General features: G+C 61.9%; 12 protein-coding genes and 2 pseudogenes. 6 read left to right on the top strand and 8 right to left on the bottom strand.

The features are described from left to right. Positions 1-23 precede the first annotated feature (23 nt). The 3 genes from AB4Y31_RS22265 to AB4Y31_RS22255 all read right to left on the bottom strand — a co-directional run bounded on the left by AB4Y31_RS22265 (position 24) and on the right by AB4Y31_RS22255 (position 3,165). Positions 24-779: a Fic family protein gene (locus tag AB4Y31_RS22265; protein ID WP_368675954.1), complete on the bottom strand. Its 756-nt coding sequence runs from the start codon at positions 777-779 to the stop codon at positions 24-26. A gap of 184 nt (positions 780-963) precedes the next feature. Next, a complete protein-coding gene (locus AB4Y31_RS22260; RefSeq protein ID WP_368675808.1) occupies positions 964-1,674 on the bottom strand; it encodes an MgtC/SapB family protein in 711 nt (236 codons plus the stop codon). Positions 1,675-1,854: 180 nt separating this feature from the next. Then, entirely contained in the window at positions 1,855-3,165 is a 1,311-nt protein-coding gene (locus tag AB4Y31_RS22255; RefSeq protein ID WP_368675953.1) for a UDP-N-acetylglucosamine 1-carboxyvinyltransferase, read from the bottom strand. A gap of 318 nt (positions 3,166-3,483) precedes the next feature. Between AB4Y31_RS22255 and AB4Y31_RS22250 the strand changes: the two are divergent. From AB4Y31_RS22250 to AB4Y31_RS22240, 3 genes and pseudogenes are all read left to right on the top strand, one after another. Further along, positions 3,484-4,089, top strand: a pseudogene (locus AB4Y31_RS22250) (HipA domain-containing protein); the annotation flags it as partial. 297 nt (positions 4,090-4,386) lie between these two features. Further along, positions 4,387-6,222, top strand: a complete 1,836-nt coding sequence (locus tag AB4Y31_RS22245) for an assimilatory sulfite reductase (NADPH) flavoprotein subunit (protein ID WP_368675807.1) — start codon at positions 4,387-4,389, stop codon at positions 6,220-6,222. A 101-nt stretch (positions 6,223-6,323) separates the two neighbouring features. Further along, on the top strand, positions 6,324-8,063 hold the full coding sequence (locus AB4Y31_RS22240) for an NADPH-dependent assimilatory sulfite reductase hemoprotein subunit (RefSeq protein ID WP_368675806.1): 1,740 nt from the start codon (positions 6,324-6,326) through the stop codon (positions 8,061-8,063). 19 nt (positions 8,064-8,082) lie between these two features. On the opposite strand, the gene AB4Y31_RS22235 is transcribed toward AB4Y31_RS22240, so the two are convergent. The 3 genes and pseudogenes from AB4Y31_RS22235 to AB4Y31_RS22225 all read right to left on the bottom strand — a co-directional run. Further along, positions 8,083-8,370 carry a helix-turn-helix domain-containing protein gene (locus tag AB4Y31_RS22235; RefSeq protein ID WP_368675805.1) on the bottom strand — a complete coding sequence of 96 codons (288 nt, stop codon included), beginning with the start codon at positions 8,368-8,370 and terminating at the stop codon, positions 8,083-8,085. Then, complete coding sequence (locus tag AB4Y31_RS22230) at positions 8,357-8,656, bottom strand: type II toxin-antitoxin system RelE/ParE family toxin (RefSeq protein WP_368675804.1); 300 nt, start codon at positions 8,654-8,656, stop codon at positions 8,357-8,359. The genes AB4Y31_RS22235 and AB4Y31_RS22230 overlap by 14 nt, the downstream gene beginning before the upstream one ends. 453 nt (positions 8,657-9,109) lie before the next feature. Beyond that, a pseudogene (locus AB4Y31_RS22225) lies at positions 9,110-10,084 on the bottom strand (pyridoxamine 5'-phosphate oxidase family protein); the annotation flags it as partial. A 176-nt stretch (positions 10,085-10,260) separates the two neighbouring features. Between AB4Y31_RS22225 and AB4Y31_RS22220 the strand changes: the two are divergent. The 3 genes from AB4Y31_RS22220 (at position 10,261) to AB4Y31_RS22210 (ending at position 12,178) form a co-directional block, all read left to right on the top strand. Next, positions 10,261-11,163, top strand: a complete 903-nt coding sequence (locus AB4Y31_RS22220; protein ID WP_368675803.1) for a LysR substrate-binding domain-containing protein — start codon at positions 10,261-10,263, stop codon at positions 11,161-11,163. Further along, a complete protein-coding gene (locus tag AB4Y31_RS22215) occupies positions 11,160-11,753 on the top strand; it encodes a YigZ family protein (RefSeq protein ID WP_368675802.1) in 594 nt (197 codons plus the stop codon). Before AB4Y31_RS22220 ends, AB4Y31_RS22215 begins: the two co-directional genes overlap by 4 nt. 107 nt (positions 11,754-11,860) lie before the next feature. Continuing rightward, a complete protein-coding gene (locus AB4Y31_RS22210; protein WP_368675801.1) occupies positions 11,861-12,178 on the top strand; it encodes a hypothetical protein in 318 nt (105 codons plus the stop codon). Positions 12,179-12,205: 27 nt separating this feature from the next. Here the strand turns inward: AB4Y31_RS22210 and egtD are convergent, their stop codons facing one another. Together egtD and egtB are read right to left on the bottom strand one after the other, a co-directional pair. After that, entirely contained in the window at positions 12,206-13,207 is a 1,002-nt protein-coding gene (gene egtD / locus AB4Y31_RS22205) for an L-histidine N(alpha)-methyltransferase (protein WP_368675952.1), read from the bottom strand. 10 nt (positions 13,208-13,217) lie between these two features. After that, positions 13,218-14,459 (bottom strand): ergothioneine biosynthesis protein EgtB, encoded by a 1,242-nt coding sequence (gene egtB / locus AB4Y31_RS22200; RefSeq protein WP_368675951.1) that lies wholly within the window; start codon positions 14,457-14,459, stop codon positions 13,218-13,220. Position 14,460 lies beyond the last annotated feature (1 nt).

Genomic DNA, 14,460 nt, shown 5'->3' with positions numbered 1-14,460 from the left:
CGCGAGGAGGCGTGGCGACGGCTCTACGCGCCTCCAGAACGCGATGCATTGCCGAGGCCGAGCACGCTGAGGTATGTCTCCAGCGAACGCTGCACCGCGCTTGCGACGAGTTCGGTGATGCCGTCGAAATTGCCCCCGACACACGCCTCGTCCAAAGAATCGTAATAGGCGAGCCGATCTTCCTTGCGGATGATGGCGGGCGGATAGCCGGATTTCATCAACTCGAAATTGAGAAGCAGCCGGGCGGTACGTCCGTCCCCGTCCACGAAGGGATGAATCTTCACAAAGCGCATATGGAGCTGCGCGGCGCGCTCGATAGGCTGCAAAGTCTTCGCGGCCTGATCCCATTCGATTAATTGCTGCATTTCTTGCGGCAAATGCAGGAAGTCCGGCGGCGTCGTGCTTGCGCCGGAAATGACGACGTTCTCGCGGCGGTATGCGCCCGCTTCGTGATCGTCGATTCCTTTGAGCACGAGCCGATGGATATTCCTGATCATCCATTCTGAAAGCGATTCGCCTTGCGAAACGATTTCCTCGACATAGAGGATCGCGTCGCCGTGATTGGTGGCTTCGAAATGCTCACGGAGCGACTTGCCTCCGACCGTAATACCTTCCAGGACGACCTTGGTTTCTCTGAGCGTCAGCGTGTTCCCTTCGATCGCATTCGAATGGTAAGTCCATTCCAATGCGAGCTTTTCGCGCAACGAGGCAACGGTATGGGGTGGCAACGGGCGTGCCGCGTCGAGCCGCGCCCTGTCGGCGTCGACTGCTTCCAGCAACGCTTCAAGCTGAATTGTCATTGCATTCCTGCGCTACCGTTGGCTTGTGTCGATCAATCGCTGCCTGCGCGGCGCGAGGACTTGCCCGAGCGACTTTTGCAGCGATAAATTGAATTGCAGCCGATTATATCGCCGCAGCGCACCCAGCCCACCCAGGTGCTCCTGCGAAGAGTCAACGTCGCCCCTAATCGACGATCTCCCACTGGACAGTATTCGCACCGGCGCGCTGCGCTGCTTCGGTAAATGCTGGGGCCTTCGCGTAGATATCCGTTTGCTCGCGCCACTGGACCAGAAAGCGCGTCTCGCAAACTGCCTCACCGCGTTTCCATTCCGCGTGGCGTGCGCTGATTCGACATCCGATGCGCTCGAATTCGTCGGCAAGACGCTGCTGAAAATTGCTCTCGCCCGTATATTCAACCGTCAGCCACGCGGTCTTGCGCCGCTCCAGCCGGTCTTCGACGTACCGCAACCCCCACAGCACCGCGACACCGATCACCGTTGCGCTGACGGCCAGCCGATACTGCCCACCGCCGATACACAGGCCGACGACTGTCACGAACCAGAGCGTCGCCGCGGTCGTGACGCCAGTCACGAGCCCGTCTTTGCGCAGCACGGCACCTCCGCCGATGAAGCCCATCCCGGTCAGAATGCCGAGCGGCAAGCGCATCAGGTCGAGCGTGGCGAACGAGTCCGGCCGCTTGCCCGCTTGCTCGAGCAACGCATTGACTTGGAGCATCGAAATGCAAGCGGCCAGGCAGACAAGCAGCGTCGTGCGCAACCCGGCAGCTTTACCCGACTCGCTGCGGTTCAGGCCGAAGATGGCGCCCGCGACGAGCGCGCCAGCAAGCCGCGCCAAGGCGGCAGGCCAATCGAGCGTAAGCGGCATCGCATCCATCGAGTCAAAAGCCTCATCATCGAACGGACTCAACAGATACAAGCAAGCCGCACGCCTGCTCAGGGTCGAATGGATAAACCGTCGATCACTCGCATCGACCCCGAGAACGCGATCAAGGTCAAGGCAGCGATATCGCGGTCGCAAGCACACGCGCTCGCGATAATAGCGGCCGCCTGGCATTCAGTCGGTGCTCGTCCACTCGACCTTCGCGCCCACCGAGCGCAAGTTCTCGACGAACCGCGGGTGCGCTCGACGGATCGGCAAGGCGTTCTTGATGACGGATTGCCCTTCGATACTCGCCGCGACCATGAAAAGCGCGATGGCGACGCGAATGATGTAAGGACTCTCGACCCTTGCAGGGCTCAGGCGAATGCCGCCGAACGTGATCAGCCGATGAGGGTCCGACAGGAACACATGTGCTCCGAATTTCGATAGCTCGACGGACCAGCCCATCGCGCCGTCATAGACCTTGTTCCAGAACATCGCGCTGCCTTCGGCGCGCACGCCGAGCGCGATGAAGATCGGCAGCAGATCGACGGGCAAGTAGGGCCACGGCGCAGCTTCGATCTTGGTCAAAATATTCGGCGTGAAAGGCTGGCGCACGCGCAGCGGACCTTCTCGCACCGCTCGCGACCATCCGTCTTGGTGAACGATGTCGATGCCGAACTTCGCGAATGTCCGATCGATGAGCGGGAACTGCTCGGGCGCGCCATTCTTGACGGCGATATCCCCGCCCGTGATCGCGCCCAAGGCCAGGAACGTCGCGATCTCGTGGAAATCCTCGCTGAAACGGAATTCGCCGCCGCCAAGCTCGCCGAGCTTATGCCCACCCTCGATCCGCAGTCGCGACGTGCCGATCCCTTCGATGGGCACGCCGAGCATCTCGATGAAGCGGCAGAACTCCTGCACGTGCGGCTCGGAGGCCGCGTTGACGAGCGTCGATACGCCCGACGCGGACGCCGCGCACAAGACGAAGTTTTCGGTCGTCGTCACCGATGCGTAATCGAGCCAGTGATCGTTGGCGGTCAAGCGCTTCACGCTTCGCACGATCAACGAATCGGTCGTGCGCTCGATACGCGCGCCGAATCGCTCGAACACTTCGACGTGCGGATCGATCTCGCGCACACCGAGCGTGCAGCCCTTCACGTCGTTCTCGAGCCGGGCCACGCCGAAGCGCGCAAGCAGCGGAGGGACGAGCATGATCGACGAGCGCATCTCCTCGGGCAAGCGATGAATCGCGGGATCGAACGATGTCGCGTGATGATGGAGCTCGAGGACGCCCGTCGAAAAATCCATCGACACTTCGCTTCCCAGCGTGCGAAAGATATCGAGGATTTTCTTGACATCGGTGATCTCGGGCACGCCGACGAGGCGCAACGGCGCGTCGGTCAAAAGCGTGGCGCAGAGAATCGGAAGAACGGCGTTCTTGTTGGCGGACGGCACAATCTCGCCGCGAAGCGGCAAGCCGCCGTGAACGATGAGGTCGGACATATTCGGGGACAGGGCGGGGGTGAAAAAGCCAGGAATGTCAAGGCGCATATCATGCCATCGACGGCGCCGCGATGTTTCGAAATCAATATGCGGGCCTTCCCGAGTATCGATGCGGCGTCATCCGACGCGCACCCGTACCAGATGCCGATCGCATCGGCAAGACGATCTCGCCACCGCGCCCCGTTTTTGCTCGGGCGACATCGCACGAAAGCTTGCGCGTTTTCCGTCAGGTACTTGCGCTAACTATGCGGGAGTTATTCACAGGTTTGCCAACAAAATCTGGGGATAACCCGCCGCTTGCCGTTGCTGACGGAGCGGAAGTATTCGCCCTCGACCGAACGCGTCCTGAATGCGACGCGAGCCTACCTGACAAACGCGGATCAGCGCAAACAACTCGAGCAACTGGGCTGGCTGCTGTTGACTAACTTCGTCGTCCGCAACGCGGATTGCCACTCGAAAAACATCGCGCTTCTCTACACCTCATACGATGATGTCGCCTTTACGCCGGCCTATAACATCGTCACAACGCAGGCCTATCCCCGATTTGCTTCCAATCCGCCAGGTCTCTCCATCGATGGTCGCAAGACATGGGCACCCGGCAAAACCCTCGAAAGGTTTTTTAACGCCCGCCTCGGTATCACCCCGAGGAAATATCACGAAATGGTCGAGCAACTGTGCGACTCGGCCGTCGCCGTGGCGCAGGAAATCATCGAAGCCGCGAAGAATGAGACGCAATGGCGTTGGATTGCAAAGCAAATGCTGCACGCCTGGAATGAAGGCATGGCTTCGCTGCGCAGTACCAAGCAAGCAGCGCGCTTCAGGAGCTTGAGCTCGGCCATCGAAGCCGCTGGGTTCTCTGGCCCTGAGCCAGCGGATAGTTTGAAGCAGGTAATCGGTCGCTCGGCATTGCTGGCGCCATCCCGCGAGAATCGATATGGCAGCTCGCTGCCGCGCGCAGCAACCCGCGCCAGGCGGACCGATGCAAAGCTCAATAGCGCTTGTTCGCGTTATACAAGATTTCGCTTCAACCCCAATATCCGGCTGAAGCGGACAAATAACTAAAGGTCATTAATATATGCAAACGCATAATGCGTTTGCATATTATCGCGGATCAAGAGAAAATCACTAGACGCGTAATACGCATCGCGCCGATACCTCCAGGCGAATGCCCCAAAAGGTCGGGATCGGCGTGACGCACTCTAATCTGCATCGACGGAAGAAATGACCGTTTCCGAATTCAAAGGGCCTGATCTCACCGACACGCAGTGGGAGCATGTCAAAGCCCTCGTCTCATCGCTGGATTCCAAGCAGTTGCTCTGGATCAGCGGTTTTCTGGCAGGCTTCGAACAGGCGTCCTCAGCCAAAGCCGCGCCGACGCCCTCCACGGCACAAGGTAAATCAGGTGCCGGGCCAACCCGGCGGCTGACCGTGCTTTACGGCAGTGAAACAGGCAACAGCCGCACGCTCGCCAAAACGCTCGCGGAGCGCGCGGCGCAACGCGGTCTGGCCGTGTCGCTTCACGACATGGTCGATTACAAGCCGCGTCAACTGAAGGACGAGCAGGACGTCCTAATCGTAGCGAGCACATATGGCGAAGGAGATCCGCCGCAAACAGCGGCCGATTTCTTCGAGTTTATCGAGGGTCGGAAGGCGCCTAAGCTGCCTACCGTTCGTTTCGGCGTGCTCGCGATCGGCGATTCGAGCTACGAGCGCTATTGCGAGGCAGGCAAGCGTCTCGATCGCCGTTTCGAAGAACTCGGCGCTCAACGCCTCGCGCCAAGAGTCGATTGCGACGTCGACTATGAAGAGGCAGCGAATGCCTGGATTGACGATGTCCTCGACATCCTCGCTAAGACGGCGGCAGCAGGTGATAGCACGACGAGCACGGCCTCGCGGCTGTCTTCCGTGGCTGCAACGCCGACGCCCGCGATCGATAAGCACAACCCGCACCCCGCGCGCGTCATCGAGAACATCGTGCTCTCGGGGCGCGGCTCGTCCAAGGAAACACGACACATCGAGCTTTCGCTCGAAGGCTCAGGTATTCACTTCGAGCCCGGCGATGCGTTGGGCCTGGTACCGACCAACGATCCCGCGCTCGTCGAAGGGTTGCTGTGCACGCTCAAGCTCGACGCGTCGACGACCGTCGACATTAAGGGCAAACAAGCTGCGCTTGGCGAGGCGGTTGCTTCCCATTTCGAAATCACTACGCTGACGCCGCGATTCCTCGATCGTTGGGCGGAACTTTCCGGTGCGCAAACGCTGCGGAACCTGGCGGCGAGCGGCCACGTCGACGAACGCGCGGCCTACCTAAGCGGCCATCACATTATCGATGTAATCCGGCAGTTCCCCGTCGAGGGACTCGATGCCGCGACCTTCGCCGGGATGCTCCGGCCGCTGCAGCCGCGGCTCTATTCGATCGCATCGAGCCTGGCCGCCGCGCCCGAGGAGGTCCATTTGACCGTCGCGACGGTGCGCTATGAGCTGCACGGTGAGCGCCGCGCGGGCGTAGCATCGGGTCAGTTGTCGGACCGGGTCGCGCTCGATGCGAAGCTGCCCGTCTACGTGCATAGGAATCCTAACTTTCGTCTGCCTGGCGACGATGTCCCGATCATCATGATCGGCGCCGGCACGGGCGTCGCGCCGTTTCGTGCCTTCATGCAAGAGCGCGAGGCGCGCGGCGCGAATGGGCGGTCGTGGCTTTTCTTCGGCGATCGTCACTTCCGCACCGATTTTCTCTATCAGACCGAGTGGCAGAGGCTGCTCAAGGACAAGCTGCTGACGCGGATGGACGTCGCGTTTTCGCGCGATCGTCGCTCCGACGGCGAGGCGAAAGCCTACGTCCAGCATCGTTTGAAGGCGCATGCACGCGATGTTTTTGCATGGCTCGAGGAAGGCGCCCATCTCTACGTCTGCGGCGATGCGAAGCGGCTCGCGCCTGACGTCCATCGGACGCTCGCCGAGATCGTCGCCAAGGAAGGCGGCTTCGGCCCGGAGGCCACGCAGGACTATCTGCACAAGCTGCAACGCGAACGGCGCTACCAGCGCGACGTCTATTGACGACGCGAAGCCTCTGGGTCTTTGCCTTCGCAGGAGAGGCCCCCGCCCCCCAGCGCGGATGAATGCTTGGGGCGGCCCAGCACCATCCAAAGAGGATTCAAATGAGCGAAACCCATCCTCGGCCAGATCGCAGCCGCGATCTGTCACAGCCCGTCGAGCGATTGAGCGCCGACGAACGGCTCAAAGCGGGAAGCGACCAGCTGCGCGGCACGATTCGGGAAGGACTGGCGGATCCGCTGACCGGAGCGGTTTCGGCGAACGACGCGAAGCTGCTCAAATTTCACGGCATGTATCTGCAGGACGATCGCGACGTACGCGACGAGCGTCGGCGGCAGAAACTGGAGCCGGCGTTTCAATTCATGATCCGTGTCCGAATGCCGGGAGGCGTCTGCACGAGCGAGCAATGGCTCAAGCTCGACGAACTCGCACGCGCCCACGGAAACGCGACGCTACGGCTGACGACTCGACAAACGGTCCAGTTTCACTGGGTGCTCAAGAACGATCTGCGCCCGCTCATTCAAGCTCTGAATGAAGTGCGGCTCGACACGATTTCGGCATGCGGCGACGATGCGCGCGGCGTCATGTGCTCGGTCAATCCGCATCTATCCACGCTGCACGCCACTGTGTACGACCTCGCGCATCGCGCGAGCGATCGCGCGATTCCGCGCATGCGCGCCTATCGCGAGATCTGGTATGGCGAAGCACGTGAACGTGAGCCCGTCGAAGCGCCCGAGGAGCCGTTTTACGGCAAGACGTACATGCCGCGCAAGTTCAAGATCGGCTTTGCGATTCCACCCGTCAACGATATCGACGTCTATACGCAGGATCTCGGATTCATCGCGATTGCGGAGAACGGCGAATTGACGGGTTTCAACGTCGCGATCGGCGGCGGCATGGGACGTAGCGATCAATCGACGGCGACCTATCCGCGGCTCGCCGACGTGATCGGCTTCGTGACACCCGAGAAGGTGCTCGAGACCTGCGATGCGGTGATGAGTGTGCAGCGCGACTACGGCGATCGCTTGGAACGCGCGCACGCGCGTTTCAAATACACGATCGACGATCTCGGCCTCGATTGGGTCAAGGCGGAAATCGAACGTCGGCTCGGGTTCACGCTCGCCCCCGCGCGTCCCTATAGGTTCACCTCGAACGGCGATACGCTCGGTTGGCAAACGGGCGACGACGGAGCCCATCATTTGACGCTTTTCGTCGAGAACGGCCGCCTGCACAACCAGCCGGACCGCCCGTTGCTGGACGGCTTGCGCGAAATCGCCCGGGTTCACGACGATACGTTCCGCCTCACGCCGAACCAGAACATCACGATCGCGCGCGTCTCGGATGCAAACCGGGAGCGCATCGAGCAATTGGCGCGCGACTATCGCCTGCTCGCACCTGACTGGGGCAGCGCGCTGAGAGTGAATTCGATGGCCTGCGTCGCGCTGCCGACGTGCGGTCTTGCGATGGCGGAAAGCGAACGCTATCTGCCGTCGCTTATCGCCCGTATCGAGGCGCTGCTCGAGCGGCATCGACTCTCCGACGTTCCGATCACCGTCCGCATGAGCGGCTGCCCGAACGGCTGCTCGCGGCCGTATGTCGCCGAAATCGGTCTTTCCGGGCGGGCACCGGGCAAGTACAACCTTTACCTCGGCGGCGGCTTTCACGGGGAGCGGCTCGCCCGCATGCACCTCGAGAACATCGGCGAAGAGGGAATACTCGATACGCTCGACAAGACGCTCGGCCACTTCGCGCGTGAACGGCACGAAGGCGAGCATTTCGGCGACTTCGTCGTGCGCGCGGGTTACGTGGAAGCCGTCACCTCGGGGCGTGACTTCAACCGTTAGCGATCTGCCGCTCGAAGGCTTAGATGAGCGAAATGACGAGCCGCTTTCCACACGCGGCTGCGTACTTTCGCAAAGTGTCAACTGACGGAGAGTGCTTGCCGGATGCAAGCGCACGTTCCAGGCGCGTCACCGCTGGCGCCTTCGTGCCCATGCGCTCGGCAACCTGCGCTTGGCTCAGGCCCGCTGCCCGCCGAGCAGCCAGCATATCGTCGAGCAAAGCAAAATCCTCCCGGTTGAGCCGATCATATTCGGCACGTACCGTCGGATCGGCGAGAGCGCGTTCCCTCAGCGCTTTATACGTTCCCATTTCGAACCTCTTGCAATTTCTTCCGGGCAACATTCAGTTCGCCGCGTGGTGTCTTCTGCGTCTTCTTCGTGAAGCAATGGAGCATCACAATACGTCGACCGATCACGGCACAGTAGAACACTCTGGCGATCCCCTCGGCCCCTTTCAATCTCAACTCGAATAGCCCGTCACCCATTCCCTTCGTGTGGGGCTCCCCCAAATTCGGCCCATGCTCTTCCATCCGATCAGCCAGTGCGACGAACCTCGCAAGCAATGTCTTTGGAAGGGCCTCGATGCTAGCTTCCATCTTCGCGTCGTAGAAATCGATTCGGTATGCCATAAGCCCAAAGTTATAATAACAAATTTGTTAGTTCTTAGCAACTGCTTCTCCAGCGCACGATGCGCAAATGCAGAACTTGGGAGACCGTCGCGATCTGCACCTTGGCGAAGCGCTGGGGGCAAGGATTCCATAGCTAGCGAGGAGCAGTCGGCCAGCGACAAAAAAACAGCCGAATGCCCGAGGAGCGCAGTATTGCGCACCTTTTCGCGAGCCGCTGTTGGAACCGAGATCGCAAGGCGAGGCTAAACAAGAGAGTTGGCGAGTCGCTGAAGGATCGAGCGGGTCAAGACCGAGTGACCGGACGGTTCATCTCTTAACGTCGGCAATACCGCGGCAATACAGGTCGTTCTACGTCGAGCCAGTCAGCTGCTTTTTCTCGCTTTGCTTGCCTCACCCGCGGGCCGCTTTGCCGACTTCGGACGCAGCTTGGGACGCGAACTGTGGCGCATACTGCACCTCGGACCAACGGAAGGGGAACACGCCTCGGCTATTCCTCACTTCGCGGATATGGAATCGAACCAGCCGCTGGGCCCCCGCGAATTCGCTCAACTCAGGGCCGTTCCAGACGATTTCCGCCTCTGAGGCGACATAGAGCAGATCGCCGCTTTCGAAGTCGATGAAGAGGAGCCCGGCTCGGGGCTCGACGAGCAAGTTGCCGATCGTGTTGAAGAGCCGGTTGCCGCTGAAGTCGGGCGTCGTCAATGTCACCGCGTCATCGACGCGAACGAATCCAGGCAACCCGCCGCGATGCGATACGTCCACTCCGCGCGCGTGCCCTGCTCTTTCGGCCAGATTGGCGCTAGCAATGAAGAACGTGTCGGCGCGACCGATCAAGGCACGGTCGGCATCGCTCAATTGCTGAGCCCGCGAATGCTCGACCGCCGCGCCTTCTTCGGGCCGCGACACACGCATCGGCGTGCGGCTTTGAATGTACTTCGGGCAATTGCCGAAGCTTTGGCTGACCGTCAAAGCGAGCGTATCCGCTTCGATTGTCGTGATGATGCCGTTGATCCGATTGCGCCGCCGCGTCTCGAGCTGAATACCGAGTCCGCCAACCATCGAGCCGCGTCGCCAAATGCCCGCGAGCGGATCGCCGGGCAGTGCCCCGCCGTCGATGCGTAGGGTCCATGCGTCCGGCGACGAAACAAAGCCGGGCTCACCCATACGGAGCATCGACCACGGTTGCCCCTCTGCATCGACGCCGCCGATCACCATGAACGGCAACTGCGCGTAGAACTCGCGATGCTGATCCGGCATGTAGTCGCGAATGCCGCGGCGTCCGATCGACGCCGCAACGCTTAGGACTCCTGCCCGTTCCTGCGCGGCAAGCTCGCCCTCGTGAAACGGCAGTTGAGCACCCGACCAGCCGGGTGCAACGGTAGGCGCCTCGGTCATCGTCATCTCCATTCCGCCAAAGGGTCACTGAGCACGCAACGGTTCGCTCCAACAATAGATCGACCGCAATCCGTCATCGTCCTCGGCGACCGACAGCTGCAGCCTATCGCGTGCAAACTGTCAGCGGAAGACGGATAATCACAAAAACACAATCCTCTTTGAACGGACAATCCAAGATGGCGGACGTGCGGGACGTGAATCTGAATCGGCTCGGCATTTATGCGGCCGTCGTCGAAGCGGGCTCGCTGACCGCCGCGGCCGAAAGACTCGGACTTGCGAAGACGGTGGTGAGCACGCACATGCAGCGGCTCGAAGCCGAGGTGGGCGCGAGCCTCTTGATTCGCACGACGCGCAGACTCAACGTCACTGAAGCGGGACGGCGCTTTTACGAGGCGGCGCGCGAAATCTTGCGCGCCGCCGAGGAAGCGTTGGCGGACGTGGCCGGCGATGGTGGACTGCTGCGCGGCACGTTGCGCGTCACGGCGCCGATCGATTTCGGCCAGCTCGTCGTCGCCCCCGCGATCGTCGCCCTGAGGCGTATGCATCCGGAGCTCGATGTCGAGCTCATCTGCAACGATCGCTATATGGATCTCGTCGCGGAAAACATCGATGTCGCGATCCGTCTCGGCCGGCTCGCCGATTCGACCTATCGAACAGTGAAGATCGGCAGCTACGCGAAGTGGGTCGTGGCCGCGCCGGAATTCGTCGCCAAGTATGGCGAGCCGCGCGACCCGGCAGACCTTGCCTCGATGCCTTACGTTGCCGTCTCGATTTTGCCGCACCCGTTCTCGTTCGAGCTTCAGAACACGCGTGGCACGAAAAAAACGGTGAAGTGCGGCCGCAGCGGGTTCCTCGCGAATACGGCGACGGCCTGCCGCGCGGCAACGCTCGCGGGCGGCGGGTTCGGCGTGCTGACCGATTTCTCGGTGGCCGGCGATGTTGCGGCCGGCGCGCTCGTGCGTCTGCTGCCACGCTGGGTCGCGCCGGAGTCCGACATTCGCGCCGTATTCCCGCCGACGAACCGCGTACCGGCCAAGGCACTCGCGCTGGTCGATCTGCTGAGGCCGCAATCGTCATGACCTATACGTTGGCGGCGACCTCGGTTTTCGAAGTCGAAATCCGCAAAAGCCGCTTCATCGCCTACGCGATCCCGGTCGCCGACCGCGATGCGTCGATGCGGGCGCTGCAGCGGCTGCGCCATGAGCATCCGACCGCAACCCATGTTTGCTGGGCACTGCTCGCAGGCGGCCAGTCGGGCATGTCCGATGACGGGGAGCCGTCAGGAACGGCGGGCAGGCCCATTCTCGAAGTGCTGCGTCACCACGACCTCGACGGTGTGCTTGGGGCCGTCGTGCGTTACTACGGCGGCGTCAAGCTCGGCGCCGGCGGCCTCGTGCGTGCCTACACCGATGCGATAGCGAGCGCCCTTCAGCGGGCCGAGCGCACCGAACGGATCGCGCAAGCGCGCCTCGTCGTGGAGGTCGGTTTCGCAGACGAAGCAAGGGTGCGGCGTTGGATGGATCAGGAACACGTCTCCCTCGTCAGTACTGCTTACGATGTCGGTGTGCGACTCGAAATGGAACTTCCCGCGACCGCGCTCGATGCGGCCCGCGCCGCATTGATCGACCTGACGCTCGGCAAAGCGACGTTTCCTGAAACCCTCTCGTAATCTTGCGTTACCGATCTCGCACGGCGTTTTCACATGTGTCCGGGCCGCGCTCCTAGACTAAGGCCGTGGTCAACTGAAACGCACGCATCGTGCAAGGAGTCACGCAAATGAACAAGAAGCTCATTGGAGGGTTCATCGGTCTCGTGGTACTCGGTGTTTCCACGGCGGCCTCGGCGCATGTCGATCTCGCCGTGGGCATCGGCGTGCCCGTCGGCGTGGCCCCGGTACCGGTCTATACAGGTCCCGCGCCCGTTTATGCGGCGCCTGCCGCACCTGCCTACGTCGAGCCAGCACCGTACGCGGTCGGCTACTGGCGAGGCGACGACTGGCGCGAACGCGAATGGCGCCGTCACGAATGGCGTGAGCGTCAGTGGCGCGAACACGAATGGCGCGAACACGAGTGGCGTGAGCGCCGCGGCTGGTAACGGCGACGCGGATCGATCAGGCCGAGTTCAACCGGCGGACGGGCTCTCCAACCAATGCACGCTGAAGAGCCTCGCCTCGTCGGTCCATACGGGGCCCGGCACGAATCCTGCCGAAACCGCCAGCGCACGGAAGCCTTCGATGGTGAACTTGTATGAGTTCTCCGTATGAAGGCTGCCGCCTTCTTCGAAAGCGAATTCTCTTCCGGCCAGACGCACCGTTTGCGCACAAAGACTGAGCAGGTGCATCTCCACTCGCTGCTTTACCGGCTCGTAAAACGCGTAGTGCGCGAACTTCTTCACGTCGAAGTCAGCGCCCAGTTCATCGTTCGCCCGCCTAAGCAAGTTCAGGTTGAACGCCGCCGTCACGCCTTGGGCATCGTTATACGCACGGTGCAGCGTCTGCGGCTCCTTCACGAGATCGACACCCACGAGCAGCCCGCCACCGCGCAGCAAGCGCGCGGCGAGGCGCAGGAACGCCGCGGCTTCGTCAGGATCGAAATTGCCGATCGTCGAGCCCGGAAAAAAACCGACGCGGCGCTGCGACGACGCTTCGAGGCTCGCTGCGAGACCGGCCAGTTGTTCCTCTTTCATGTAATCGGCCGCGACCGGCTGCACCGAAAGCTGCGGGTAGTCGGCGTGCAGTTTCCGCGCGGCGCTCTCGAGATGCTCGGCGGAGATATCGACGGGAAAGTAGCGCCGCGGCGCGTCGCGCGGAACGAACGCATCGAGCAGCAGCCGTATCTTCGCGAGCGATCCCGCGCCGAATTCGACGATGTCCGCGCGAGGCCCCATGCATTGCGCGATGTCATGCGCATGGCTCGTCAGAATTCCCCACTCGGTCCGCGTGGGGTAGTACTCGGGCAATTCACAGATCCTGTCGAAGAGCGCAGAGCCCGCCGCATCGTAAAAGTATTTCGGCGCAATGCTGCGCGGCGTTTTCGATAAGGCGGCGACAAGATCGCGCGCGAACTCGGCCGCGGCCGCGCCTTTTCGAAGAGGACTGCCAACGAATTCGGCCGCACCGGCCAAACCCGTTGCTTCAGATGTCTCGTACAAGGCGTACTCCCGAAAATTGCCAGCGCGCCGCCGGCGGAAAGAAGTTGCGGTAGCTAGGACGCGTGTGCCCCGGCGGCGTCGCCAAGCTGCCGCCGCGCAAGACGAGTTGCCCGACCATGAACTTGCCGTTGTATTCCGCCGCTACGCCCGGCAACGGCCGAAAACCCGGATAGGGATCGTATGACGAGCGCGTCCATTGCCAAACGTGGCCCGTCATCTGCGTAATGCCCGGCGCCTCGAAAGCGGCCTCCCATTCGAATTCGGTCGGCAACCGGGCACCGGCCCACTCGGCGTAGGCCGCGGCCTCGTAAAAACTCAGTTGCGAAACGGGCGCGCGCGGGTTCATCGGCTCGAGGCCGTCGAGGCCGAATACAAGCCAGCCCGAAGGGTCGTTCTCGCAGTTGCCATCGTCGATGCCACGCCAATAAAGAGGCGCGGCAAGACGCTCGCGCTGAACCATCGCCCAGCCGTCCGATAGCCAGAGCTCGGGCCGCCGGTACCCCCCATCGGCAATGAACGCGGCATAGTCCCCGCAGGTGACGAGGCGGTGGGCGATTTCATACGGTCGCAGCAACGTCTCATGGCGCGGCAGCTCGTTGTCGAAGCAAAACCCCTGCTCCGCGTGTCCAATGCCGACGATGCCGCCGGGCTGGCGCAGCCATTCGATCGGCTGCGCTACGGCTTGCGTCGTCGCCATCTTCGATGAATGCGGGCCTCGCGGCCGCTCGCGCGACTCGGCGCGATAGGCGGGCATCAGTGAATTGCACGAGAACGCGTGCAGGATGTCGGTCAGGATCAGCTCCTGATGCTGCTCTTCATGATGCAGGCCGAGCGTCACGATCGGCTCGATCCGGTCGAACGTGTCCCGATCGGCCATTTCGATGAGCGCCATCACCGCCGCGTCGACATGGCGCCGGTATGCATGGACTTCGTCGAGCGACGGCCTTGTCAGCAACCCTCGTTGCGCGCGCTCATGACGCGGACCCAATGCTTCGTAGTACGAATTGAACAGAAACGGAAAATGGTCGTGGAAGAGAACGTAGCCGGGCGCGTGAGGAACGAGCAACACCGTCTCGAAGAACCATGTCGTGTGTGCGAGATGCCACTTCGTCGGGCTCGCATCGGGCATCGATTGCACCTGTTGGTCTTCGGGCGACAGAGAGCTCGCGAGCTCGACGCTCCGCTTGCGCACTTTACGAAACGCCTGCAGCAGTTCGGACACCATC

This window comes from Trinickia sp. EG282A (assembly GCF_040965455.1).
GTDB lineage: Bacteria > Pseudomonadota > Gammaproteobacteria > Burkholderiales > Burkholderiaceae > Trinickia > Trinickia symbiotica.
This window is presented reverse-complemented; position numbering and strand designations above follow the sequence as displayed.

Coding starts and splice junctions, on each gene's coding strand:
- AB4Y31_RS22245 (WP_368675807.1), top strand. CDS start 4,387: ATGACCGTTTCCGAATTCAAAGGGCCTGATCTCACCGACACGCAGTGG.
- egtB (WP_368675951.1), bottom strand. CDS start 14,459: ATGGTGTCCGAACTGCTGCAGGCGTTTCGTAAAGTGCGCAAGCGGAGC.
- AB4Y31_RS22220 (WP_368675803.1), top strand. CDS start 10,261: ATGGCGGACGTGCGGGACGTGAATCTGAATCGGCTCGGCATTTATGCG.
- AB4Y31_RS22210 (WP_368675801.1), top strand. CDS start 11,861: ATGAACAAGAAGCTCATTGGAGGGTTCATCGGTCTCGTGGTACTCGGT.
- AB4Y31_RS22255 (WP_368675953.1), bottom strand. CDS start 3,165: ATGTCCGACCTCATCGTTCACGGCGGCTTGCCGCTTCGCGGCGAGATT.
- AB4Y31_RS22235 (WP_368675805.1), bottom strand. CDS start 8,370: ATGGGAACGTATAAAGCGCTGAGGGAACGCGCTCTCGCCGATCCGACG.
- AB4Y31_RS22260 (WP_368675808.1), bottom strand. CDS start 1,674: ATGGATGCGATGCCGCTTACGCTCGATTGGCCTGCCGCCTTGGCGCGG.
- AB4Y31_RS22215 (WP_368675802.1), top strand. CDS start 11,160: ATGACCTATACGTTGGCGGCGACCTCGGTTTTCGAAGTCGAAATCCGC.
- AB4Y31_RS22230 (WP_368675804.1), bottom strand. CDS start 8,656: ATGGAAGCTAGCATCGAGGCCCTTCCAAAGACATTGCTTGCGAGGTTC.
- AB4Y31_RS22240 (WP_368675806.1), top strand. CDS start 6,324: ATGAGCGAAACCCATCCTCGGCCAGATCGCAGCCGCGATCTGTCACAG.